This window comes from Kitasatospora sp. NPDC054795 (assembly GCF_053611565.1).
Map to the genome: position 1 here is coordinate 1 of NZ_JBSHAP010000147.1, position 21,954 is coordinate 21,954.

A 21,954-nucleotide genomic window follows, 5' to 3' on the forward strand; every position below is an offset into this window, starting at 1 on the left:
GCCCGCGGGCGGTGGCCGCCCCGGCCGCCGACACCCGGCTGGCCTCCACCGGTGGCGGCACGGCCGCGGCGCCGATGGCGATCACCGGGGTGACCGCGATCGCCATGGGCGTCGGCACCCTGGTGGTGGCGCGGCGCCGCAACCGGGTGCGGGGCGGTGCCGGGAACCGGCCCTGACGTGCCGGAAGGCCCGTCCGCCCCCGCTGTCGCGCGGGGACGGACGGGCCTTCCGGTGTGCGTACGAGCCGGTGGCGCGGTCAGCCGACCGGGTTCTGCGGCGGCTGCGCGTACGGGTTGTCCGCCACCGGCTGCGGGGGGACGCCCGGCTGGTACGGCGCGCCGCCCTGCGGCGGTGCGGGCGGAGCGGCCTGCGGCGCGACCGGGGGAACCGGGGCGCCGGCCGGCGGCGGGACGGGCACGCCCGGCTGCTGGGCGTACGGGGCCTGCGGGGCGTTCGGGTTGAACGGCGCGTTCGGGTTGAAGGCCCCCTGCGGCGCGTTGGGGTTGAACGGCGCGTTCGGGTTGAAGGCCCCCTGCGGCGCGTTGGGGTTGAACGCGGCGGCCGCCTGGGCGGACTGCTGCTGCTTGGCGTTGCCGCGTTCGACGAGCGCCTTCACCGAGGCGACGATCATGCCGACCGGCAGGATGAACACCTTGAAGAAGATGTAGTACGTGCCGCCCTCGAAGACGAACGCCAGGTAGTAGGCGTACCCGAGGAAGCCGAGGCCGAGGACGACGTTGAGGACGCGCAGGCCGGCCTTCAGCCCGCCGGCGGCGGCCCCGAGGGCCACCATGATGACGCCGCTGAGCGCCAGCAGTACGACGTACCAGGAGAAGAGCGGTTCGGCGCTGAAGTCCAGATTGTTCAAAGCGGTTTCCTGGGGAAGGGAAGAAGAAAAACGGCAGGCGCCGTTCGGGGACGAGAGCGCACAGTACTAAAGGCGGCCGACATTCGTCGCCGCCTTTGTGTCACGGTGTCATTGCGCTGTGCCGCAGCGGCAGTCGACGAGGTGGGAAATGACGGTTTTTGAGGTGCTGCGGGTCTTTTGCGGGCCGGACGGCGGGCACGGCAACGCGCTCGGCGTGGTGCGCGACGGCGCCGCCGTTCCGGGGCGTGCGGACCGGCAGCGGATCGCCCGCGAACTGGGCTTCAGCGAGACGGTGTTCGTCGACGACCCGGAGCGCGGGGAGATCGACATCTACACCCCGTCGGTGCGCCTGCCGTTCGCCGGCCACCCGTGCGTGGGCGCGGCCTGGCTGCTCGGGGTGGACCGGCTGGTCACGGCCGCCGGCGAGGTGGCGGTGCGGCGCGCGGACGGGCTGACCCGGATCGCGGCCCGGCCGGAGTGGGCCCCGGGGCGCACGCTGCGGCAGTACGGCTCGGCGGCCGAGGTGGAGGCGCTGGAGGTGCCGCCGCCGGGGGAGTGGGTCTACGCCTGGGCCTGGCAGGACGAGGCGGCCGGCACCGTACGGGCCCGGGCCTTCCCCGGGCGGGGCGACGGGATCGACGAGGACGAGGCGACGGGAGCGGCCGCCCTGCTGCTGGCCGCGAGCCTGGGGCGGGCGCTGACCGTCACCCAGGGCCGGGGCTCGCAGCTGCTGGCCGGACCGTGCCCGGGCGGGCTGGTGGAGGTCGGCGGCCGGGTGGTCCGGGCCCCGCGGCCGGCTCAGCGGGCGGGCGGCGTCGGTTCGGCGTAGGCGCGCCGGCGGGCGGTGGGTGCGACGGCCGTGACCGGGGTGACGGCCACCGGCGGCACGGAGAGCACCGGCATCCGGGGCGCCCGCGGCCGCCGGTCCCGCAGCAGGTGCCGCAGGCCGGGGACGAGCGCGAGGTGGGCGACGGCCACGCCGGCCACGGCGAGCAGGATGTGGTCCACGTTGAGGACGTGCCCGGGTGCCCAGGACGAGAGGAACTCCAGCGCGGTCGCCAGCAGCGCGGAGACGCCGGTGGTGCGCAGGAAGGACGGCAGCCAGGGGGCCCGGAGCCGGCCGCCGGCCAGCGGCAGCAGGACCCCGAGCGGGGCCAGCAGCAGGAGTTCGCCGACCACCTGCCAGCCGCTGGAGGAGCGGAGCGAGGCGAGCGGCGTCAGGTTGGCGTCGTACACCCAGGCCACCGGCAGTGGTCTCAGCACCAGCCAGAGCGCCAGTGCAAGGTGGCCGGCGAGACCCGCCAGCCCGGCCAACCGGAGGGGACGGTGGACGGCCGACGCCGGGCTGCTCCCTGTCCCCGCGCCGGAACGCTCGTCGCGTGTCCTGGTGCCATCTCGCTGCACGGGGGGAAGGACGTGGGTCGACGGCACGTCGGTTCCACACCCGGCGTGAACATTCCCAAACGCGCCCCCCGAGTCCCGTCCGCTCCCTCCTCCCCGGTGGCCTACCGGCAGGGCGACGTCGTCGGCACGGCGCCGAACACGTTGTCCGGCGGCGGGCTGCCCGGCGTCACCGGAGCGGGTGACGGGCTCGGACTCACGGCCGCCTTGGCGCCACGGGTCGGGGTCACGGTCGGGGCCGGTCCCGGCGGGGTGGCCAGGGCCGCCGGTATGTGCGGCGTGGTCGGGCAGGCCGTCCGGCTGGCGGGCGCGCCGGCGTCGACCGGCACGGCGGTCGGCCGGATGCCGCAGCCGGAGGCCAGCGCGAGCAGCAGCAGCACGCCGGCGCCGCGGCGCAGGACGGTGCGGGGGACGGCGGTGTCGGTGGGGGTGGTCACGTGGTGTCCTTGTCCTCGGCGGCGTCGCCGGCGGGGCCGTCCTCGGTCCCGCCCGCTGACGGCGGAGGCGGCGGGGCCAGCGGCAGGGTCAGGGTGAACACCGCGCCGACCTCCCCGTTCGCCGCCGTGATCGTCCCCCCGTGTATCTGCGCGTTGGCCATCGCGATCGACAGCCCGAGGCCGCTGCCCTCCGAGCGCGCCCGCCCGCGGTCCGCCTTGTAGAAGCGGTCGAAGACGTGCGGCAGCACGTCCTCCGGGATGCCCGGACCGCTGTCGGAGACCTCGACCACGACCGACTCCCCGTCCTGCCGGACCCCGACCCGCACCGGCGAGCCGCCGTGCTTCAGCGCGTTGCCGATGAGATTGGCGAAGACCACGTCGAGCCGGCGCGGGTCGACCACGGCCAGGATCCCGCGCGGGGCGTCCAGTTCGACCGCGTCGTACCAGGCCCGCCCGTCGATGCAGGACATGATCAGGTCGGCGATGTCCACCTCGTCGGCGACCAGCCTGGCGGTACCGGCGTCGAAGCGGGTCACCTCCATGAGGTTCTCCACCAGGTCGGACAGTCGCCGGGTCTCGCTGACCACGAGCCGGACGGCCGGCTCGATCATCGGGTCCAGCGACTCGGCCTCGTCCTCCAGGATGTCGGTCACGGCGGTCATCGCGGTCAGCGGGGTGCGCAGTTCGTGCGACATGTCGGCGACGAACCGCCGGCTCTGCGCCTCGCGCGCGCTCAGCTCCTCGACCTGCTCGTGCAGCGACTCCGCGGCCCGGTTGAAGGTCCGTGCCAGGTCGGCGAGTTCGTCCGAGCCCTCGACCTCCAGCCGGGTGTCCAGGTGCCCCTCGCCGAGCCTGCGGGCGGCGTCCCCGAGCCGCTTGACCGGCCGCAGCACGGTCGCCGAGGCGGCCTGGGCGAGCAGCGCCGAGCCGATCAGTGCGAGCAGCGTGGCGATGGCCAGCGACCAGCCCAGCGTGTTGAGGTCGGCCCGCTCGTTCTCCAGCGACTTGAACATGTACGCCGTCGGGCCGTTCGGCACCACCTTGGTGCCGCCGATCACGAACGGCCGGCCCTCCAGGTTCTGCCGCTGCCAGTACAGGTGGTACGGGTACGGGTTGTTCTCGGTGATCTCGCGCGGCTTGGCGACGGTGGACTGCAGCGCCGCCGGGACGTCCGCCAGCGTGAAGTTCGCGGGGTCGGAGGAGGCCGTGCACTCCGGGTGCGCCGCGTCGACCACCACCACGTCGTACGTCAGCCCGGAGCTGGCCACGTTGGACGCCAGCGCGGCCAGTTCCGGGCAGCTCGCGTTCAGCGGCAGCTCGGAGACGTTGCGGGTGAGCGAGACCCGGAAGTCGTTCAGCGCGGTGTCCTGGGCGCGCTTGAGCACCGCGTCGCGGTTCAGCCAGTACGCGATACCGGAGGCCGAGACGGCGGCGAGCAGCGCGACGGCCGCGAACACCGCGATCAGCCGCACCCGCAGGGAGCGCAGCCGACGCCACCGGCCCGTCGGGAACCGCCGGGCAGTCGTCTGATGGTCAGTCACAAGAGCCTGTCGTGGTACGGGAGTTCAGGGGCGGGTGGGGCTGGTCGGAGGCGTTCGGGGTCAGGCCGGCGGGTCCAGCCGGTAGCCCACCCCGCGGACGGTGCGGATCAGCGTCGGCGCGGACGGCACGTCCTCGACCTTGGCCCGCAGCCGCTGTACGCACGCGTCCACCAGGCGGGAGTCGCCGAGGTAGTCGTGCTCCCAGACCAGCCGCAGCAGCTGCTGGCGGGAGAGCGCCTGGCCGGGGCGGCGGCTGAGCTCCAGCAGCAGCCGCAGCTCGGTCGGGGTGAGCTGGAGGTCCTGTCCGTCCTTGGTGACGGTCATCGCCGCGCGGTCGATCACCACGCTGCCGTAGGCAGAGGAGTCCGAGCTCTCCCGCTCGCCGCGCCGCAGCACCGCCCGGATCCGGGCGTCCAGCACGCGTGGCTGCACCGGCTTCACGACGTAGTCGTCCGCGCCGGACTCCAGGCCCACCACCACGTCGATGTCGTCCGAGCGCGCGGTGAGCAGGATGATCGGCAGCTGGTCGGTGCGGCGGATCCGGCGGCACACCTCGAAGCCGTCGATCCCGGGCAGCATCACGTCCAGAACGATCAGGTCGGGCCGCTGCTCCTTGAAGAGCCTCAGGCCGTCCTCGCCGGAGGCGGCGGTGGCCACGCGGTGGCCCTGGCGGGTGAGAGCGAGTTCGAGGCCGGTCCGGATGGCGTCGTCGTCCTCGATCAGAAGGAGGAAAGGCACGGCCCCATTTTGGCCCACCGGCCGCGCCGAATCACCCCCCGGACCACCCACCGTCCCTCCGGGAACCGGAACGGACGCCACCGGCGTCCGGTACGGAGGGAGGCGGTCCGGGATGTTCGGCCCCCTCCTGTGACACCCCTGTGACAGTCGGCGGACAGCGCCATCACAACCGGCGGGCAGGATTTTCCATGTCGCCGCAGGACAGCGGGCCGCAAGGCCGGCTGAAGGGCGGCTACCGGAACCGCTCGTACCGACCCAGGGGGCGCACGATGAACGCCATGCTTCAGACCCGGACCAACCCGGCTGTCCGCACCGCGCGTTCGTCAGCCACGTCCCACCGGACCCGGTACGAGGTCAGGACCGACGAGAACTCCGGTGCCGTGACCGTGCGGGGGTGCGCGCACAGCACCGGTGGAAACCCTGGCGCCCGTCGGGTGAGCGGCGGCGGCAGGACGGGGGAGCTGTACGGGATCGGCCGTCTGGGGAGTTCGGCCGACTCCGCCAACACCCTCACGCTGCGGGGGATCCTCCCCGTCCGCGTCGAGGGCAAGGACGCCCCGGGGGGTAACCGGGGGACCGGGGGGAACGGCCTGCGGACGTTCGGTTCGGGGGAGCCGACCGGTCGTGAGGCCGCCGGTGCGACGCTGCTGCGGCTGAACCCCGCCGCGGCCCGCACCACCGAGGCGGGACAGGGAGGCGCGCAGGGGGAGCACCCGGCCGTCGCGGAGGACCACATCACGGAGTTCACCGCGTACGTGCGCGAGCGCCGCGCCTCCCTGTACGCCACGGCCTACCACCTGACCGGTGACCGCTACGAGGCCGAGGACCTGCTGCAGAGCGCGCTCTTCAGCACCTACCGGGCCTGGGGCCGGATCACCGACAAGGCCGCGGTCGGCGGGTACCTCCGCCGCACCATGACCAACCTGCACATCTCCGCCTGGCGGCGCCGCAAGGTCAACGAGTACCCGACCGAGGAGCTGCCGGAGACGGCCGGCGACACCGACGCGATGGGCGGCACCGAGCTGCGCACCGTGCTCTGGCAGGCGCTGGCGAAGCTGCCGGAGAACCAGCGCACCATGCTGGTGCTGCGGTACTACGAGGGCAAGACCGACCCGGAGATCGCCGACGTGCTGGGGATCAGCGTCGGCACGGTCAAGAGCAGCATCTGGCGCGCCCTGCGCCGGCTGCGCGAGGACGAGCACCTGAACAAGTCGGGCGACACCGTCCGGGCGTTCGGCGAGCTGGTCGCGTAACGAGGACTCCCGTCGGGGGACGGGAAGCGGACGGTCACGGTCCGGGGGCAGCGGCTCGGGGGAGCACGCCCGTGGGGGAGCCGAGGACCGTTCGGGGAAGGCGAAGGGCCCGGTGCGGGGGAGACGCACCGGGCCCTTCGTCATGTCCTGGGTGTCACGGCCCCGCGGCGCGGGCGGGCCGGTCCGGTCCGGGCCGCGGGATCCGGCCCCGGGGTTCAGGCCGCGGAGAGCTCGGTGCTCCGGGCCGCGGCGCGGATCCGCCGCTCGGCCTCCGGGCCGGCGCACGCGTACGAGCCGAGCGCGACCTGCCGTCCGACGATGGACCGCTCGGCCCGCATCAGCCGCAGGCCCCGGCGCAGCAGCACCAGCAGCGACTTGCGGCCCTCCCGGACGTCCCGGCGCAGCCGGCGCCAGGCCGTGGTGAGCGCGCCGTTGCGCAGGCACAGGGCGTCGCCCAGCAGGCCCTGGTCGGCGCACTCGGCGGTGATCTCGGCGGCGAATATGCCCTCCGCGATGAACGCGCCCGCCCCGCCCAGCTCCAGGCCGCGGGTGCCGATCCGGCCGTTGTCCGGGATCGAGTACACCGGGACGTCCGTGCGCCCGTGCTCGTGCAGGGCGCGGATCGCGGCGACGGCCTGGTCGCGGTGCCAGGCCAGCGGGGAGTCCCAGTCGACGGCGCCGTCCGGCAGCCGCGGCAGGGTCGGGTCGTCCCCATCCTTGTAGAAGTCGTCGAGCTGGAGTACCGGCAGGCCGCTGCGCTCGGCCAGCGAGGACTTCCCCGACCCGGAGGGCCCGGAGAGCAGGATCACCCGGGCATGCCCGGTCGGTGCGGGGTTCATGGGGGAGTCACTCACGGGACACCAGTCTGACGCATCCCGGCCGGTTGCCGAAACCGGTCGGCTCAGACCTTCTGATGCGGCTTCGGGCCGGCCAGGGCGGACCGGACCATCGGCAGGCAGCGGCTGTCCACCTGGAGGTACACCGGCTCCCCGCCGCCGGGCGGCCGGTACGCGGTGGCGGCCCAGTCCTGGTCGTGCCAGGTGTCGGGCTCGGGTTCGTGGAAGGCGCCCCCGACGGGCAGTTCGAGCGGGTCGGCGCCGCGCGCGCGGAAGCACGCGGTGGCGGCTCCGGGGGTGATCCCCAGCGTCCCGTTGACGTAGCCGGGCCGTCGGCCGGGCCGGTCGGAGCGGGCCGAGCAGGGCAGCCGCACCGCCTTCCCGGCGGCCAGCCGGCGGCGGGCCCGGGCCACCCGCCACCGGCGCAGCACGCCGTCCGTGACGAGTGCCATCAGCTCGCCCAGTTCTTCCATCGCGCCCCCTCGGCCGGTTCCGTCCCGACGATCATGGTCCGGACGCGTACGGACCGGGAGCCCCGAAAGTCGGCCCGGGCGGCGACGAAAGTCGCGGGAACGCCGACGGACCCGCGCCAGGGGGGGAGAGGCGCGGGTCCGTCCAATGACCGTCCGGGCCCTGGGGGGTGAGGGCACTGGGGACGGCCAGCTTGTGGAGTTGTTACTCGGAGCGGGGAGGTCAGATCCCCATCGGGTGCCAGACCGTCTTCGTCTCCAGGAACGAGAGTAGCCGGTCCGTACCGGGCGCATTGGTCCAGTCCTGGGCGAACGGGTCCAGCACCGGACGGACTACCCTCTTCAGGGTATCCGCGGCGGCCGCTTCCAGCGGCTGCGGCGCGCCGGGACCGTCGACGGCGATGGCTCCGGTGAGGTCCAGCGCGTTGACGTCCTGGTGCGAGGCCAGGGTGGGGGCGATGTCCGCCGTCCGGCCCGAGACGATGTTGACCACGCCGCCCGGGACGTCCGAGGTGGCCAGCACCTCGCCCAGCGACAGCGCGGGCAGCGGGGCGTCCGCGGCGGCCGCGACCACGACCGTGTTGCCGGTGGCGATCGCCGGGGCGATCACCGAGACCAGGCCGAGCAGCGAGTGCCCGTACCCGGCCTGCGGGGCGACGATCCCGACCACGCCGGTCGGCTCCGGGGTGGAGAGGTTGAAGAACGGCCCGGCGACCGGGTTGGCGCCGCCCGCGATCTGGGCGACCTTGTCGGTCCAGCCCGCGTACCAGACCCAGCGGTCGATCGCGGCGTCCACCAGCGCGGCGGCCTTCTTCGGGCCGATGCCCTCGGAGACGGCCACCTCGGCGGCGAACTGCTCGCGCCGGCCCTGGAGCATCTCGGCCACCCGGTACAGCACCTGGCCGCGGTTGTACGCGGTGGTGCCGGACCAGCCCTTGACCGCCTTGCGGGCGGCCACGACGGCGTCGCGGGCGTCCTTGCGGGTGCCCAGCGGGACGTTGGCGAGCCACTCGCCCTTTGCGTCGGTCACCTCGTACACCCGCCCGCTCTCGGAGCGCGGGAACTTCCCGCCGACGTACAGCTTGTAGGTCTTGAGGACGTCAAGACGCTGGAAGGTCGTGTCAGACATCTCAGGCCTCGACATTCAGGTAGGGCTCCAGACCGTGGCGGCCACCCTCGCGGCCGTAGCCCGACTCCTTGTAGCCGCCGAACGGCGAGGTGGGGTCGAACTTGTTGAAGGTGTTGGCCCAGACCACGCCGGCCCGGAGCCGGTTGGCCATCCAGAGGATGCGCGAGCCCTTCTCCGTCCAGATGCCGGCGGAGAGGCCGAACGGGGTGTTGTTGGCCTTCTCGACCGCCTCGGCGGGGGTGCGGAAGGTCAGCACCGACAGGACCGGGCCGAAGATCTCCTCCTGGGCGATCCGGTGGGCCTGGCTCACGCCGGTGAACAGGGTCGGCTTGAACCAGAAGCCGGTGCCCGGGAGTTCGCACGCCGGCGACCAGCGCTCGGCGCCCTCGGCCTCGCCGGCCTCGGTCAGCGCGGTGATCCGGGCCAGCTGCTCGGCCGAGTTGATGGCGCCGATGTCGGTGTTCTTGTCCAGCGGGTCGCCGACCCGCAGGGTGGCCATCCGGCGCTTCAGGGCGTCCAGCAGCTCGTCCTGGATCGACTCCTGGACCAGCAGGCGCGAACCCGCGCAGCAGACGTGGCCCTGGTTGAAGAAGATGCCGTTGACGATGCCCTCGACCGCCTGGTCGATCGGCGCGTCGTCGAAGACGATGTTCGCGGCCTTGCCGCCCAGCTCCAGCGAGAGCTTCTTGCGGGTGCCGGCCAGCTGCTTGGCGATGGCGCGGCCGACCGGGGTGGAGCCGGTGAACGCGACCTTGTTGACGTCCGGGTGGGAGGTCAGCGCGGCGCCGGTGCGGCCGTCACCGGTGACGATGTTGACGACGCCCTTCGGCAGACCGGCCTGGCGGCAGATCTCGGCGAAGCGCAGCGCGGTCAGCGGGGTGGTCTCGGCCGGCTTCAGGACGACCGTGTTGCCGGTCGCCAGCGCGGGCGCGATCTTCCACGCCAGCATCAGCAGCGGGAAGTTCCACGGGATGACCTGGCCGGCCACGCCCAGCGGCTTCGGGTTCGGGCCGAAGCCGGCGAAGTCCAGCTTGTCGGCCCAGCCCGCGTAGTAGAAGAAGTGGGCGGCGACCAGCGGCAGGTCGACGTCGCGGGTCTCGCGGATCGGCTTGCCGTTGTCGATCGACTCCAGCACGGCCAGCTCGCGGCTGCGCTCCTGGATGATCCGGGCGATCCGGAACAGGTACTTGGCACGCTCGCTGCCGGGCAGCGCCGACCAGTCGGCGAAGGCCCTGCGGGCGGCGGCGACCGCGCGGTCCACGTCCTCCTCGGTGCCCTGGGCGAACTCGGCGAGCACCTGCTCGGTGGCCGGGTTGACCGTCTTCAGGGCCTCGTTGCCGGAGGAGTCGACGAACTCGCCGCCGATGAAGTGGCCGTAGGAGGTGGCGATGTCGCCCGCGGCGGCGGGGGACTCCGGGGCCGGGGCGTAGGCGAAGAGGCCGCCGGCGGGCTTGGCCACGGGCTCCTCGGTGTTCTTCTTCTTGGCCATGGTGATCAGTCCACCGTCACGTAGTCGGGGCCGGAGTAGCGGCCGGTGGCCAGCTTCTGGCGCTGCATCAGCAGGTCGTTGAGCAGGCTGGAGGCGCCGAAGCGGAACCAGTGCGGGGTCAGCCAGTCGTCACCGAGGGTCTCGTTGACCATCACCAGGTACTTCATGGCGTCCTTGGTGGTGCGGATGCCGCCGGCGGGCTTGACGCCGACCTGGACGCCGGTGGCCGCGCGGAAGTCGCGGACCGCCTCCAGCATCAGCAGGGTGACCGGCGGGGTCGCGTTGACGGCGACCTTGCCGGTGGAGGTCTTGATGAAGTCGGCGCCGGCCAGCATCGCCAGCCAGGAGGCCCGGCGGACGTTGTCGTAGGTCTGGAGCTCGCCGGTCTCGAAGATCACCTTGAGGTGGGCGGAGCTGCCGTCGGGGCGCTCGCACGCCTCCTTGACGGCCGTGATCTCGCGGAAGACGTCGAGGTAGCGGCCGGAGAGGAAGGCGCCGCGGTCGATCACCATGTCGATCTCGTCGGCGCCCGCGGCCACCGCGTCGGCGGTGTCGGCGAGCTTGACCGGGAGGGCGGCGCGGCCGGCCGGGAAGGCGGTGGCCACCGAGGCGACCTGGATGTCGGTGCCCTTCAGGGCGGCCTTCGCGGTGGCGACCATGTCCGGATAGACACAGATGGCGGCGACGCGGGGGGTGGTCGGGTCGGTCGGGTCGGGGGTCCTGCCCTTGGCGCACAGCGAGCGCACCTTGCCGACCGTGTCCGCGCCCTCCAGCGTGGTCAGGTCGATCATCGAGATCGCCAGGTCGATGGCGTACGCCTTCGCCGTGGTCTTGATCGAGCGGGTACCGAGAGCGGCGGCACGCGCCTCCAGGCCGACCTGGTCGACGCCGGGCAGGCCGTGCAGGAATCGGCGGAGCGAGGCCTCGGACGCCGCAACGTCCTGAAGGCCGCTGCCCGCAACGCCGGGGGCATTGGCTGCAACAGTGGACATAGTCACAAGAGCAGCATATCTACGCGCGTAGCAAACCGCTAGAGCGCTCGTCATTCGTGGCCGGACCGAGACCTCGGGGTGAGGGGCATGGGGCAGAATCGACGTCATGACCGATTCCGACGGCAAGCCCCACCAGGGCCCCGCCGCCCCCGACGGGGAGCCCGAGTACGCCGACCGCGTGTACCGCTCTGTCCCCGGTGTGATCTCCGGAGTGCTGCTGCTGGTCGTGGCGGCCTGGCTGATCGGCGACGCGGTGGTGAGCGGGACCGGGAAGACCCCGTACGTCTCGCTCGCGGCGGTGCCGGTGTTCGCCTTCCCGGTGATCGCGTACACGCTGCGCCCGGCCGTGACGGCCGGCCGCGACCGGCTGGTGGTGCGCAACCCGTGGCGGACCGTCGTCGCGCCGTGGGCCTCGGTGGACGCGCTGCGCGCCGGGTACTCGGTCGAGCTGCTCGCCGGCGGGAAGAAGTACCAGCTCTGGGCCGTGCCGGTGTCGCTGCGGCAGCGCAAGCGGGCCACCCGGGCGCAGAGCCCCAGCGCCGCCGAGCACGCCTCCCGGACCGGCCTGGGGCTGGGCATGGCCAAGCGGACCAACCCGGTCGTCCAGGGCTCGCCCGACCCCACCCGCGCCTGGTCCGACCAGGTCACCGCCGTCCTCCAGGAGCAGGCCGAGCGCAACGCCGCCCGACCCTCCGCCACCGGCCCGGTCGAGGTCCGCTGGTGCTGGTGGGTCATCGCCCCCACCCTGGCCGGCCTGATCGCGCTGATCACCGTCATCGCGGTCTGACCCCGCCGAGCGCACGAAGGGGCCCGCCGGTCGCGACCGGCGGGCCCCTTCACGTGTGCGCGGACGTCAGGCGGTGATGCCGGCGGCCTCGGCGAGGTCGTGCTTGACGGTGGCGAGGAGAGCGGCGGCGCGCTCGCGGGCGGGACCGAGGTCGGCCGCGGAGGCGACCGGGAGGACGACCTCCAGGTAGCACTTGAGCTTGGGCTCGGTGCCCGAGGGGCGGACCACGATGCGGGCGGAGCGGACGCCCTCGCCGGCCAGGTAGTAGCGCAGCCCGTCGGTGGGCGGCAGGTCCGCGGAGCCGGCCGACAGGTCGTCGGCGCGGGTGACCCGCAGACCGGCCAGGACGGTCGGCGGCTGCTCGCGCAGCCGGCGCATCGCGTCGGCGATCAGCGTGAGGTCCTTGACCCGGACGGAGAGCTGGTCGGTGGCGTGCAGACCGTGCTCCAGCGCCAGGTCGTCCAGCAGGTCGGACAGGGTGCGGCCGGACTTCTTGAGCGTGGCGGCCAGCTCGGCGACCAGCAGGGCGGCGGTGATGCCGTCCTTGTCCCGGACGCCCTGCGGGTCGACGCAGTAGCCGAGCGCCTCCTCGTAGCCGTAGCGCAGGCCCTCGGCGCGGGAGAGCCACTTGAAGCCGGTCAGGGTCTCGGCGTAGCCCAGCCCCGCCGCCTCGGCGATCCGGCCGAGCAGGGTGGCGGAGACGATGGTGGTGGCGAAGGTGCCCTCGGCCTTCTTCGCGACCAGGGCCGAGCCGAGCAGCGCGCCGACCTCGTCGCCGCGCAGCATCCGCCAGCCGGCCGCGCCGGCGCCGCCGCCGGCCGCGTTGCCGTTGGCGGGGACGGCCACCGCGCAGCGGTCGGCGTCCGGGTCGTTGGCGATCACGATGTCCGGGCCGACGCCGGCGGCGGTGCGGAACGCGAGGTCCATCGCCCCCGGCTCCTCCGGGTTGGGGAAGGCCACGGTCGGGAAGTCCGGGTCGGGCTCGGCCTGCTCGGCGACCACGGTGGGCGCGGGGAAGCCCGCCCGGCGGAACGCGGCGACCAGGGTGTCGCGGCCGACGCCGTGCATCGGGGTGTAGACCACCTCCAGGTCGCGCGGGCCGTGCTCGTCGATGATCGAGACGGCCCGGGTCAGGTAGGCCTCGACGACCTCCTCGCCGAGCACCTCCCAGCCGTCCTCGGAGCGCGGGACCTCGTCCAGCGAGCCGATCGCGTCGATCTCGGCGGCGATCCCGGCGTCGGCCGGCGGGACGATCTGCGAGCCGTCGCCCAGGTAGACCTTGTAGCCGTTGTCCTGCGGCGGGTTGTGGCTGGCGGTGACGGTGACGCCGGCGGCCGCGCCCAGGTGGCGGACGGCGAAGGCGAGCACCGGGGTCGGCAGCGGGCGGGGCAGCAGCGCGGCGCGCAGGCCGGCGCCGACCACCACGGCGGCGGTGTCGCGGGCGAAGTCGTACGACTTGTGGCGGGCGTCGTAGCCGATGACGACCAGGTCGCCCAGGCCCTGCTGCTTGACGTAGGCGACCAGGCCGGCGGCGGCCCGGATCACCACGGCGCGGTTCATCCGCATCGGACCGGCGCCGAGTTCGCCACGCAGGCCGGCGGTGCCGAACTGGAGCCGGTCGGAGAACCGCTCGGCCAGCTCCGACCAGGCGAGCTTGGCGTCGGTCTCGGCCTCCGGGCCCTCGGCCAGGGCCAGCAGCGCGGTGAGCTCCTCGCGGGTCTGCGGGTCGGGGTCCTCGGCCAGCCAGGTCCGGGCCCGGGCGAGGAGATCGGGGTTGAGTGCCTGCGTCATGCCAGCTCCATCGGGAGTGCGTCGGTGTGTCGGCCGGAGGTTCCGCGGTTGATCGGGAGGAGGGTTTCCGCTGTGACCGGAGGGTTCCGCAAGGAAAGGGGTCGCGCATGCGGACGGGGCCCACGGGAGGGCGTGATCAGCGGATCACGCCGCCCGTGGGCCCCGTCGGTCATGATTCTGCGCCTGGTGGGCGTCAGATCCGCTCAAGGACCTTCGCCAGCAGTTCGCCCATGCGCTCGGCGGAGGCCTTGCCGGCCTCCAGCACCTCGGCGTGGTTGAGCGGCTCGCCGGTCATGCCGGCGGCCAGGTTGGTGACCAGGGAGATGCCGAGCACCTCGGCGCCGGCCTCGCGGGCGGCGATGGCCTCCAGGGTGGTGGACATGCCGACCAGCTCGCCGCCGATCACCCGGGCCATGTTGACCTCGGCCGGGGTCTCGTAGTGCGGGCCGCGGAACTGGACGTAGACGGCCTCGTCCAGGGACGGGTCGACCTCGCGGCAGAGCGCGCGCAGGCGCTTGGAGTACAGGTCGGTGAGGTCGACGAAGTTGGCGCCGACGATCGGGGAGTCCGCGGTCAGGTTGATGTGGTCGCTGATCAGGACCGGCTGGCCGGGGGTCCAGCCCCGGCGCAGACCGCCGCAGCCGTTGGTCAGCACGATGATGCCGCAGCCGGCCGCGGCGGCGGTGCGCACGCCGTGGACGACGGTGGCGACGCCGTGGCCCTCGTAGTAGTGGTTGCGGCCGAGGAAGATCAGGGCGCGCTTGTCGCCGATCTTCACCGAGCGGATCGTGCCGGCGTGGCCGGCTACGGCGGGGGCGGGGAAGCCAGGGAGCTCGGTGACCGGGAACTCGGCCACGGTCTCGCCCAGGGCGTCGGCGGCCGGCACCCAGCCGGAGCCCATCACCAGGGCGACGTCGTGCCGCTCGGCACCGGTCAGCTCGCGCAGGCGCTCGGCGGCGGCCTGGGCGGCGGCGTAGGGGTCGGCGGAGACGACCGACTGAGGAGAAGCGTTCACGGGTCCGAGGATAGACGGGAATCGGCTACGCGCGTAGAAATTCCGCCGCGGCATGCCGGATCGTTACCCGGATGACCCGAAAACACAGCTCGGCGGTGGTTCCGGGCCGCTCGGTTCGTCGGTTCCCGCACAGACGGCGCTCCGTACCCTCCGTACCCGCACGCCCGGCGCGCGGCCCGCAGGCGCACGGAGCCCCGGGAACCCCTCAGCAGGGGCGGCGGCGCAGGTCCATCACGTAGTCGTGCGGGGCGCCGGCGCTCTCCGCGGCGTCGGCGATCAGGCCGAGGTAGCGGGCCGCGGGCAGGCCGCCCTCGTAGTCGTTGAGCACGTACGTCCAGACCGGGATGTCCCCGTCCAGGGTCTGCGCGCGCAGCTTGATCTTGCGGTAGATGCCGAGCTGGACGCCCTCCCAGCGGTCCAGGCCCTCCTCGTCCATCGGCGCGACGTCGTACAGCGAGACGAAGACCTGGTCCTTCTCGTCCTCGACCACGGTGGCCAGCGAGCCTTCCCAGCCGAGCTGCTCGCCGCCGAAGGTGAGCCGCCAGCCGGATAGCCACCCCGTGCCGCGCAGCGGGGAGTGCGGGGCTCGGCGGGTCATCTGCCGGGCATCGAGGTTGGTGGCATACGCGGCGTAAAGGGGCATGGGGGCCAGCGTAGCCCGGGCGGCGGGCGGGCCGGGGCTACTGGACGAACGTACGGGAGCCCGGACCCCGGCGTGGCGGCCGTCCCGGCGTGCGGGACAATAGGGAGCGTGACTCGGATCGTGATCATCGGTGGCGGACCCGGCGGCTACGAGGCGGCGCTGGTGGCCGCTCAGCTCGGCGCGGAGGTGACCGTCGTCGACCGCGACGGTCTGGGCGGATCGGCGGTGCTCACGGACTGCGTTCCGTCGAAGACCCTGATCGCGACCGCGGAGGTGATGACCACCTTCGACAGCTCGTACGAGGAGCTGGGCATCCTGGTCGCGGACGACACTCCGCCGGTCGAGCAGGCGGCCCGGGTCATCGGCGTGGACCTGGGCAAGGTCAACCGCCGTGTGAAGCGCCTGGCCATCGCGCAGTCCCACGACATCACCCAGTCCGTCACCCGGGCCGGCGTCACCGTGCTGCGCGGCCGCGGCCGGCTCGGCACCGGCGGGCAGGCCGCGGACGGCTCCCGCGAGGTGCTGGTGGACGCGCCCGACGGCACCGTGCAGGCGCTGCGCGCCGACGCCGTGCTGATCGCCACCGGCGCCCACCCGCGCGAGCTGCCGGACGCCCAGCCGGACGGCGAGCGGATCCTCACCTGGACCCAGGTGTACGACCTGGAGGAGCTGCCCCGCGAGCTGATCGTGGTCGGCTCCGGCGTGACCGGCGCCGAGTTCGCCGGCGCCTACCAGGCGCTCGGCTCCAAGGTGACCCTGGTCTCCAGCCGCGACCGGGTGCTGCCGGGCGAGGACCCGGACGCCGCCGAGGTGCTGGAGGACGTCTTCCGCCGCCGCGGCATGAACGTGATGGGCCGCTCGCGCGCCGAGAGCGTCAAGCGGATCGGCGACCGGGTCGAGGTCATGCTGGCCGACGGCAAGGTGATCGAGGGCACCCACTGCCTGATGGCGGTCGGCTCGATCCCCAACACCTCCGAGATGGGCCTGGAGGAGGCCGGGATCAAGCTCAACGACTGGGGCCAGATCCAGGTCGACCGGGTCTCCCGCACCAGCGCCCCCGGCGTGTACGCGGCCGGCGACTGCACCGGCGTCTTCATGCTCGCCTCGGTGGCGGCCATGCAGGGCCGGATCGCGATGTACCACGCGCTCGGCGACGCGGTGCAGCCGCTGAACCTCAAGACCGTGGCCTCCAACGTCTTCACCGACCCGGAGATCGCCACCGTCGGCTACACGGCGGCCGACGTGGAGTGCGGCAAGATGGACGCCGTCGTGGTCAAGCTCCCGCTGCGCGGCAACCCGCGGGCGAAGATGCAGGGCATCCGGGACGGCTTCGTGAAGCTGTTCTGCCGCCCGGGCACCGGCATCGTGGTCGGCGGCGTGGTCGTCGCCCCGCGGGCCAGCGAGCTGATCCACTCGATCTCGCTCGCGGTGGACGCCAATCTGACGGTCGAACAGGTGGCCAGCGCCTTCACCGTCTACCCGTCCGTCTCCGGTTCGACCGCCGAGGCCGCCCGGCAGCTGCACATCCGCAAGCGGGCCGACGGCGAATCCTGAGCGTCCGGCGCACAGTTGAGGGCGGTCGCCGATCGGCGGCCGCCCTTCGCGCGGGCATGGCCGTCACCCGGACGGCGGGCGCGGTTCCGGGGGCATGGGCGGCGCGTATTCTACGGTCACGCGCCGCTCTTGCGTGAGCAATTCCCGCTACTAGCTGCAAACGCCTGAAAGCAGACGGTCACGCAGGTTACCGTCGGTTCTGTGTTTGCAGCAGAACGTCGCCAGTTGATCCTCGAAATGGTGCGCGCCAACGGAGCCGTCTCGCTCCGGGAATTGGCCCGCGTCGTCCAGACCTCCGAAGTGACCGTGCGCCGTGACGTGCGGGCGCTGGAGGCAGAAGGGCTCCTCGACCGCCGGCACGGCGGCGCGGTGCTCCCCGGCGGCTTCAGCCGCGAACCCGGATACCCGCAGAAGACCCACCTGTCCGCGGCGGAGAAGAGCGCCATCGCGGACCTCGCCGCCGGCCTGGTGGAGGAGGGCGACGCGGTGGTGGTCGGCGCCGGCACCACCACCCAGGAGCTGGCCCGCAGACTGGCCCGGGTGCCCGGGCTGACGGTGGTCACCAACTCGCTGCTGGTCGCCCAGGCGCTGGCGCACGCCAACCGGGTCGAAGTGGTGATGACCGGCGGCACCCTGCGCGGCTCCAACTACGCGCTGGTGGGCAGCGGCGCGGAGCAGTCCCTGCAGGGGTTGAGGGTCACCAAGGCCTTCATCTCCGGCAGCGGGCTGACGGCCGAGCGCGGGCTGTCGACGGCGAACATGCTGTCCGCGAGCGTGGACCGGGCCATGGTGCTGGCGGCCGCCGAGGTGATCGTCCTCGCCGACCACACCAAGCTCGGCGCGGCCGGCATGTTCCAGACCGTCGCCACCGAGACCATCACCCGGCTGGTCACCGACGAGCAGGCCACCGCGGACGACGCCACCGTCCGCGAACTGGACGCGCTCGCCGACTGCGGGGTGCAGGTCGATCTGGCCCCGCTGGGCGCGGGCCCGAGCGGCGACGCCCCGGTGCACGGCACCGGCAGCGGCCCGGTGCACCAGACCCAGCCCGGCCCGATGGCCCGCCGCGGCGGGCCGCCCCCCGGCGGCGCCCCGCTGCCCGGCCAGCGCCGCCCCGGCGCGCACGGCGGACCGGTCGGCCCGGGCGGCATGCCGACCCGGCTGGCCGAGCTGGGGCTGCCGCGCGGGCGCTGAGCCCGCGGGGAGCCCGCGGGACGCGACCGGCGGACCCCGGAAACGCGACCGGTCCGCACGCCCCCGAAGGGCGTACGGACCGGTCCGGGGGGACGGTGCCTCCCGCGGCGGCGTCAGTCCTTGATCTCGCAGAGCGCGGCGCCGCTGCTGACGCTCGCGCCCACCTCGGCCTTGAGACCGGAGATGGTGCCCGCCTTGTGGGCGTTCAGCGGCTGCTCCATCTTCATCGCCTCCAGGACCACGATCAGCTCGCCCTCGGCGACGACCTGGCCCTCCTCCACGGCGACCTTGACGATGGTGCCCTGCATCGGCGAGGCCAGGGTGTCGCCGCTGACGGCCGAACCGGCCTTCTTGGCGCCCACCCGGCGCTTGGCCTTGGCGGCACCCGCCGCACCGGCCGCCGGGGCCGTCGCGACGCCCAGCGAGGACGGCAGCGACACCTCGATCCGCTTGCCGCCGACCTCGACCACCACGGTCTCCCGGGTCTCGGCCTCCTCGCCGTCACCGGCCGCGCCGGCGAACGGCGGGATGGTGTTGTCGAACTCGGTCTCGATCCACCGGGTGAAGACCTTGAACGGCTCGTCGCTGCCGTGCACCTCCGGCGCGAACGCCGGGTCGACGACGGCCGCCCGGTGGAACGGGATGGCGGTGGCCATGCCCTCCACCTTGAACTCGGCCAGCGCGCGGCGGGCCCGCTCCAGGGCCTGCTTGCGGTCGCGGCCGGAGACGACCAGCTTGGCCAGCAGCGAGTCCCAGGCCGGGCCGATGACCGAGCCGGTCTCCACACCGGAGTCCAGGCGCACGCCCGGACCGGACGGCGGGGCGAACAGCGTCACGGTGCCGGGCGCGGGCAGGAAGTTGCGGCCCGGGTCCTCGCCGTTGATGCGGAACTCGAAGGAGTGGCCGCGCACCTCGGGGTCGCCGTAGCCGAGCTCCTCGCCGTCGGCGATCCTGAACATCTCGCGGACCAGGTCGAGGCCGGTGACCTCCTCGGTGACCGGGTGCTCCACCTGGAGACGGGTGTTGACCTCCAGGAAGGAGATCGTGCCGTCCAGGGCGACCAGGAACTCGCAGGTCCCGGCGCCCTCGTAGCCGGCCTCCTTCAGGATGGCCTTGGACGCCCGGTACAGCTCGGCGTTCTGCTCGGCGGTCAGGAACGGCGCGGGCGCCTCCTCGACGAGCTTCTGGTGGCGGCGCTGCAGCGAGCAGTCACGGGTGGAGACGACCACCACGTTGCCGTGCTTGTCGGCCAGGCACTGGGTCTCCACGTGCCGCGGATTGTCCAGGTAGCGCTCGACGAAGCACTCGCCGCGGCCGAAGGCGGCGACGGCCTCGCGCACCGCGGACTCGTACAGCTCGGGGATCTCCTCCAGCGTGCGGGCGACCTTGAGGCCGCGGCCGCCACCGCCGAAGGCCGCCTTGATGGCGACCGGCAGGCCGTGCTCCCGGGCGAAGACGACGACCTCGTCGGCGCCCGAGACCGGGTCGGGCGTACCGGCCACCAGCGGGGCACCGGCCCGCTGGGCGACGTGCCGGGCGGTCACCTTGTCGCCGAGGTCGCGGATGGCCTGCGGCGGCGGGCCGATCCAGATCAGACCCGCGTCGAGGACGGCTTGGGCGAAGTCGGCGTTCTCCGACAGGAACCCGTAGCCGGGGTGGACGGCGTCGGCGCCGGAGTCGGCGGCCGCCTTGAGGACCTTGGCGATGTCCAGGTAGCTGGTAGCGGGGGTGTCACCGCCCAGCGCGTAAGCCTCGTCGGCCGCGCGGACGTGCAGCGCATCCCGGTCCGGCTCGGCGTAGACGGCGACGCTGGCGATACCGGCGTCCGAGCAGGCCCTGGCGACGCGGACGGCGATTTCCCCGCGGTTGGCGATGAGCACCTTGCGCACTGTGGCTCCCTTCTTGAACCTCGTTGAGTTTATGGATTCCTGGGCAGTACCGGCGAGTAGCCCCGGGTTGTGAACTATCCCACACGCTCGGTGATGGCTTTTCCGGCCCCTTCCGCGGCCCCGCGGACGACGCCGCAGGTCGGCGCCGGTCCGCCCGGATCGGGCGGGGCCACGGCGGGTGACCGGCCGGCGGCGTGGCGGGGAGGTGGCATCGGCCACAGTCTCGCGCGGACCGCTCAAGCGGCGCCTGAGCGGGCACTTGGCCGCTGCAGCGCCTCGGCCGTCACGTCGGCCGCCACCTCGACCATGTCCGGCCCGTACGCCTCCGGATTGACCACCCGCAGGACGAGCGCGAAGGTGCCGTCCTGCCCGTACCTCCGGGCGAGTTCGCGGTGGTGCGCGACCAGGTGGCGCACCCCGGCCTGGTTGGCGACGCCGGTCTGGCCGGCGACCAGGAACACCGGGCGGCCGCCGTCCGGGGTGGAGATCCGGGCGAGCAGCGCGTGCGACTGGTCGCGGTCGGCGGTGTAGTCGCGCTCGCCCACCACGATCACGTTGCTGCCGGGACCCGGCCCGGAGGTCACGAGCACGCCGGGCAGGGCCCAGGCCAGGTGCGCGGCCATCCGCTCGTTGCTGACCGGACCGCCCAGGCACAGCTCGGTCTTGGCGCCCAGGCCGCGGTGCGCGGCGTCGTGGGCGACCAGTTCGGGACGCGCCCCGCACTCCTCGACCAGCCCGGCCAGCCACATCAGCGCGTAGGCGTCGCGCCGGGTCACGGTGTTCGCGTGCGAGCCCGTCCCGATGCTGCGCGGCACCACGATCAGGCACTCGCTGCCGCTCGGCAGCCCGAAGAACGCCCGTACCCGTTCGACCTTGCGGCGCCGCCGCAAGACCTGGGCCAGCCAGCCGAGGACAGCGCTGATCGCACTGGCCACCAGGCCGAGCACCACGTTGAGCACGCTGTCGGTCATCTTCCGCGCCCCTCCCCGTTCGGACGCCGGTCAGCTTAGGGCGACAGGGGCGCGGTGCGGCAGGTCAGTCGGCCCACAGATCGGTGATGCGCACGTCCAGGTCGGCGAGCAGCCGGCGCAGCAGCGGCAGGGAGAGACCGATGACGTTGCCCGGATCGCCGTCGATGCCGTCGACGAACGGCGCCGAGCGGCCGTCCAGGGTGAACGCCCCGGCCACGTGCAGCGGTTCGCCCGAGGCCACGTAGGCGGCGACCTCGGCGTCGTCCGGGGTGCCGAAGCGGACGGTGGTGGAGGCGGTGGCCGAGGACTGCCGGCCGGTCGCGGTGTCGATCACGCAGTGGCCGGTGCGCAGCACGCCGGCGCGCCCGCGCATCGACTGCCAGCGGGCCAGCGCCTCGGCGGCGTCGGCGGGCTTGCCGAGGGCCCGGCCATCCAGTTCCAGGACGGAGTCGCAGCCGATCACCAGCTCGCCGTCGGCGAGTTCGGCGGCGACGGCCTTCGCCTTGGCCTCGGCCAGCACGAGCGCGAGTTCGGCGGGGGTGGCGGCGGTGATCGCGTCCTCGTCGACGCCGCTGACCACCACGCGCGGGTCGAGGCCCGCCTGGCGCAGCAGCCCGAGGCGGGCGGGGGAGGCGGAGGCGAGGACGAGGGCGCGCTGGTCGGTCATGCCCACCAGGGTAGGGGGTGCCCCTATCCGCCGTTCGGGTGAATGGTTCAGGTGAAGGGCTGGGAGAGCATCATCAGCACGGCGCCGACCAGCACCAGGACGGCGATCACCTTGCCGGCCCGCTGCATCCGCTCCTGCATCCGACGGGCCTCGGGCGAGGGCTCGTCACGGGGATCTGACCAGAGCACCCGTCCAGAGTGCGCCGCGCGGGCCGCGGGCGCCTGAGTATCCGTACTCAGGTTCCGGGCGGAGCGGGCACCCGGAAACGCGCGGAGCGGGAGGCCGGCGG

Annotated in this window: 22 protein-coding genes; 5 read left to right on the forward strand and 17 right to left on the reverse strand. The window is 73.5% G+C overall.

The window, feature by feature from the left end; genetic code table 11:
* Positions 1 to 256: 256 nt before the first annotated feature.
* A complete protein-coding gene (locus tag ACWGJO_RS35385; RefSeq protein ID WP_452189830.1) occupies positions 257 to 868 on the reverse strand; it encodes a hypothetical protein in 612 nt (203 codons plus the stop codon).
* A 148-nt stretch (positions 869 to 1,016) separates the two neighbouring features.
* On the opposite strand from ACWGJO_RS35385, the gene ACWGJO_RS35390 reads away from it, so the two are divergent.
* Positions 1,017 to 1,697, forward strand: a complete 681-nt coding sequence (locus tag ACWGJO_RS35390) for a PhzF family phenazine biosynthesis protein (protein ID WP_452189831.1) — start codon at positions 1,017 to 1,019, stop codon at positions 1,695 to 1,697.
* On the opposite strand, the gene ACWGJO_RS35395 is transcribed toward ACWGJO_RS35390, so the two are convergent.
* The 4 genes from ACWGJO_RS35395 to ACWGJO_RS35410 all read right to left on the reverse strand — a co-directional run bounded on the left by ACWGJO_RS35395 (position 1,667) and on the right by ACWGJO_RS35410 (position 4,985).
* A complete protein-coding gene (locus ACWGJO_RS35395) occupies positions 1,667 to 2,182 on the reverse strand; it encodes a VanZ family protein (protein ID WP_452189832.1) in 516 nt (171 codons plus the stop codon). The genes ACWGJO_RS35390 and ACWGJO_RS35395 overlap by 31 nt on opposite strands.
* A gap of 191 nt (positions 2,183 to 2,373) precedes the next feature.
* Positions 2,374 to 2,706 carry a hypothetical protein gene (locus ACWGJO_RS35400; RefSeq protein WP_452189833.1) on the reverse strand — a complete coding sequence of 111 codons (333 nt, stop codon included), beginning with the start codon at positions 2,704 to 2,706 and terminating at the stop codon, positions 2,374 to 2,376.
* Positions 2,703 to 4,247: an ATP-binding protein gene (locus ACWGJO_RS35405; RefSeq protein ID WP_387693247.1), complete on the reverse strand. Its 1,545-nt coding sequence runs from the start codon at positions 4,245 to 4,247 to the stop codon at positions 2,703 to 2,705. Before ACWGJO_RS35405 ends, ACWGJO_RS35400 begins: the two co-directional genes overlap by 4 nt.
* Positions 4,248 to 4,307: 60 nt before the next feature.
* On the reverse strand, positions 4,308 to 4,985 hold the full coding sequence (locus ACWGJO_RS35410; protein ID WP_030257458.1) for a response regulator transcription factor: 678 nt from the start codon (positions 4,983 to 4,985) through the stop codon (positions 4,308 to 4,310).
* Positions 4,986 to 5,365: 380 nt separating this feature from the next.
* Here ACWGJO_RS35410 and ACWGJO_RS35415 point away from each other — a divergent pair, with 380 nt between their 5' ends.
* Positions 5,366 to 6,238, forward strand: a complete 873-nt coding sequence (locus tag ACWGJO_RS35415; RefSeq protein WP_452189844.1) for a SigE family RNA polymerase sigma factor — start codon at positions 5,366 to 5,368, stop codon at positions 6,236 to 6,238.
* A gap of 215 nt (positions 6,239 to 6,453) precedes the next feature.
* Here the strand turns inward: ACWGJO_RS35415 and ACWGJO_RS35420 are convergent, their stop codons facing one another.
* From ACWGJO_RS35420 to deoC, 5 genes are all read right to left on the reverse strand, one after another.
* Positions 6,454 to 7,077 carry an ATP-binding protein gene (locus ACWGJO_RS35420; protein ID WP_452189845.1) on the reverse strand — a complete coding sequence of 208 codons (624 nt, stop codon included), beginning with the start codon at positions 7,075 to 7,077 and terminating at the stop codon, positions 6,454 to 6,456.
* 62 nt (positions 7,078 to 7,139) lie between these two features.
* Positions 7,140 to 7,547: a hypothetical protein gene (locus tag ACWGJO_RS35425; protein ID WP_452189834.1), complete on the reverse strand. Its 408-nt coding sequence runs from the start codon at positions 7,545 to 7,547 to the stop codon at positions 7,140 to 7,142.
* 220 nt (positions 7,548 to 7,767) lie between these two features.
* On the reverse strand, positions 7,768 to 8,673 hold the full coding sequence (locus ACWGJO_RS35430; RefSeq protein ID WP_387736332.1) for an aldehyde dehydrogenase family protein: 906 nt from the start codon (positions 8,671 to 8,673) through the stop codon (positions 7,768 to 7,770).
* Between the two features lies 1 nt (position 8,674).
* Positions 8,675 to 10,162 (reverse strand): aldehyde dehydrogenase family protein, encoded by a 1,488-nt coding sequence (locus ACWGJO_RS35435; protein ID WP_452189835.1) that lies wholly within the window; start codon positions 10,160 to 10,162, stop codon positions 8,675 to 8,677.
* A 5-nt stretch (positions 10,163 to 10,167) separates the two neighbouring features.
* Positions 10,168 to 11,154 (reverse strand): deoxyribose-phosphate aldolase, encoded by a 987-nt coding sequence (gene deoC / locus ACWGJO_RS35440; protein WP_452189836.1) that lies wholly within the window; start codon positions 11,152 to 11,154, stop codon positions 10,168 to 10,170.
* A 106-nt stretch (positions 11,155 to 11,260) separates the two neighbouring features.
* Between deoC and ACWGJO_RS35445 the strand changes: the two genes are divergently transcribed.
* Entirely contained in the window at positions 11,261 to 11,941 is a 681-nt protein-coding gene (locus tag ACWGJO_RS35445) for a PH domain-containing protein (RefSeq protein WP_452189837.1), read from the forward strand.
* A 66-nt stretch (positions 11,942 to 12,007) separates the two neighbouring features.
* Here ACWGJO_RS35445 and ACWGJO_RS35450 read toward each other — a convergent pair whose 3' ends face one another.
* The 3 genes from ACWGJO_RS35450 to ACWGJO_RS35460 all read right to left on the reverse strand — a co-directional run bounded on the left by ACWGJO_RS35450 (position 12,008) and on the right by ACWGJO_RS35460 (position 15,390).
* Positions 12,008 to 13,732, reverse strand: coding sequence for a phospho-sugar mutase (locus ACWGJO_RS35450; RefSeq protein WP_452189838.1), 1,725 nt, complete (start codon positions 13,730 to 13,732; stop codon positions 12,008 to 12,010).
* Between the two features lie 193 nt (positions 13,733 to 13,925).
* A complete protein-coding gene (locus ACWGJO_RS35455; RefSeq protein WP_452189839.1) occupies positions 13,926 to 14,747 on the reverse strand; it encodes a purine-nucleoside phosphorylase in 822 nt (273 codons plus the stop codon).
* A 205-nt stretch (positions 14,748 to 14,952) separates the two neighbouring features.
* Positions 14,953 to 15,390 carry a gamma-glutamylcyclotransferase gene (locus ACWGJO_RS35460; protein ID WP_452189840.1) on the reverse strand — a complete coding sequence of 146 codons (438 nt, stop codon included), beginning with the start codon at positions 15,388 to 15,390 and terminating at the stop codon, positions 14,953 to 14,955.
* A 99-nt stretch (positions 15,391 to 15,489) separates the two neighbouring features.
* Here ACWGJO_RS35460 and ACWGJO_RS35465 point away from each other — a divergent pair, with 99 nt between their 5' ends.
* Positions 15,490 to 16,944, forward strand: coding sequence for an NAD(P)H-quinone dehydrogenase (locus tag ACWGJO_RS35465; RefSeq protein ID WP_452189846.1), 1,455 nt, complete (start codon positions 15,490 to 15,492; stop codon positions 16,942 to 16,944).
* A gap of 237 nt (positions 16,945 to 17,181) precedes the next feature.
* Entirely contained in the window at positions 17,182 to 18,138 is a 957-nt protein-coding gene (locus ACWGJO_RS35470) for a DeoR/GlpR family DNA-binding transcription regulator (RefSeq protein ID WP_380542983.1), read from the forward strand.
* Positions 18,139 to 18,251: 113 nt separating this feature from the next.
* On the opposite strand, the gene ACWGJO_RS35475 is transcribed toward ACWGJO_RS35470, so the two are convergent.
* From ACWGJO_RS35475 to mmpB, 4 genes are all read right to left on the reverse strand, one after another.
* Positions 18,252 to 20,027, reverse strand: a complete 1,776-nt coding sequence (locus ACWGJO_RS35475; RefSeq protein ID WP_452189841.1) for an acetyl/propionyl/methylcrotonyl-CoA carboxylase subunit alpha — start codon at positions 20,025 to 20,027, stop codon at positions 18,252 to 18,254.
* 236 nt (positions 20,028 to 20,263) lie between these two features.
* Entirely contained in the window at positions 20,264 to 20,998 is a 735-nt protein-coding gene (locus ACWGJO_RS35480) for a hypothetical protein (protein WP_452189842.1), read from the reverse strand.
* 64 nt (positions 20,999 to 21,062) lie between these two features.
* Complete coding sequence (locus ACWGJO_RS35485; RefSeq protein ID WP_452189843.1) at positions 21,063 to 21,665, reverse strand: nucleoside triphosphate pyrophosphatase; 603 nt, start codon at positions 21,663 to 21,665, stop codon at positions 21,063 to 21,065.
* A gap of 47 nt (positions 21,666 to 21,712) precedes the next feature.
* Entirely contained in the window at positions 21,713 to 21,853 is a 141-nt protein-coding gene (gene mmpB, locus ACWGJO_RS35490; protein WP_380542892.1) for a morphogenic membrane protein MmpB, read from the reverse strand.
* Positions 21,854 to 21,954: the final 101 nt, after the last annotated feature.

Coding starts and splice junctions, on each gene's coding strand:
- ACWGJO_RS35390 (WP_452189831.1), top strand. CDS start 1,017: ATGACGGTTTTTGAGGTGCTGCGGGTCTTTTGCGGGCCGGACGGCGGG.
- ACWGJO_RS35420 (WP_452189845.1), bottom strand. CDS start 7,077: ATGAACCCCGCACCGACCGGGCATGCCCGGGTGATCCTGCTCTCCGGG.
- ACWGJO_RS35425 (WP_452189834.1), bottom strand. CDS start 7,547: ATGGAAGAACTGGGCGAGCTGATGGCACTCGTCACGGACGGCGTGCTG.
- ACWGJO_RS35430 (WP_387736332.1), bottom strand. CDS start 8,673: ATGTCTGACACGACCTTCCAGCGTCTTGACGTCCTCAAGACCTACAAG.
- ACWGJO_RS35435 (WP_452189835.1), bottom strand. CDS start 10,162: ATGGCCAAGAAGAAGAACACCGAGGAGCCCGTGGCCAAGCCCGCCGGC.
- deoC (WP_452189836.1), bottom strand. CDS start 11,154: ATGTCCACTGTTGCAGCCAATGCCCCCGGCGTTGCGGGCAGCGGCCTT.
- ACWGJO_RS35445 (WP_452189837.1), top strand. CDS start 11,261: ATGACCGATTCCGACGGCAAGCCCCACCAGGGCCCCGCCGCCCCCGAC.
- ACWGJO_RS35450 (WP_452189838.1), bottom strand. CDS start 13,732: ATGACGCAGGCACTCAACCCCGATCTCCTCGCCCGGGCCCGGACCTGG.
- ACWGJO_RS35460 (WP_452189840.1), bottom strand. CDS start 15,390: ATGCCCCTTTACGCCGCGTATGCCACCAACCTCGATGCCCGGCAGATG.
- ACWGJO_RS35470 (WP_380542983.1), top strand. CDS start 17,182: ATGGTGCGCGCCAACGGAGCCGTCTCGCTCCGGGAATTGGCCCGCGTC.
- ACWGJO_RS35480 (WP_452189842.1), bottom strand. CDS start 20,998: ATGACCGACAGCGTGCTCAACGTGGTGCTCGGCCTGGTGGCCAGTGCG.
- ACWGJO_RS35485 (WP_452189843.1), bottom strand. CDS start 21,665: ATGACCGACCAGCGCGCCCTCGTCCTCGCCTCCGCCTCCCCCGCCCGC.